1 protein-coding gene is annotated in these 435 nt (G+C 65.5%); it reads left to right on the top strand.

Annotation, left to right across the window (positions count from 1 at the left end):
- Positions 1–435, top strand: a 435-nt coding sequence (locus tag I6F21_RS37970) for an amidohydrolase family protein (protein WP_225184414.1), incomplete at both ends; no start/stop codon positions are given.

Below are 435 nucleotides of genomic sequence, written 5' to 3'. Positions count from 1 at the left end.
GCATGCTGCAGGCCGCGGATGCGTATCCGATGAACATCGGCTTTCTGGGCAAGGGCAACGGCAGCCTGCCGGGCGCGCTGCGCGAGCAGATCGACGCGGGTGCCATCGGCCTGAAGCTGCACGAAGACTGGGGCTCCACGCCCGCCGCCATCGACTGCTGTCTGGGCGTGGCCGACGACACCGATACGCAGGTCGCCATCCACACCGATACGTTGAACGAATCGGGCTTCGTTGAAGCGACCGTCGCTGCATTCAAGGGCCGCACGATCCACACGTATCACACCGAAGGCGCGGGCGGCGGGCACGCGCCCGACATCATCCGCGTGTGCGGTGAATCGAACGTACTGCCGTCGTCGACCAACCCGACGCGGCCGTTCACCGTCAACACGCTGGACGAGCACCTCGACATGCTGATGGTGTGCCATCACCTCGATG

Source organism: Bradyrhizobium sp. NBAIM03 (assembly GCF_020194055.1).
In the GTDB taxonomy this organism is placed as follows: Bacteria; Pseudomonadota; Alphaproteobacteria; order Rhizobiales; family Xanthobacteraceae; genus Bradyrhizobium; species Bradyrhizobium yuanmingense.
The sequence above is the reverse complement of the archived record's forward strand: the minus strand, read 5'-3'. Positions and strand labels throughout refer to the sequence as shown.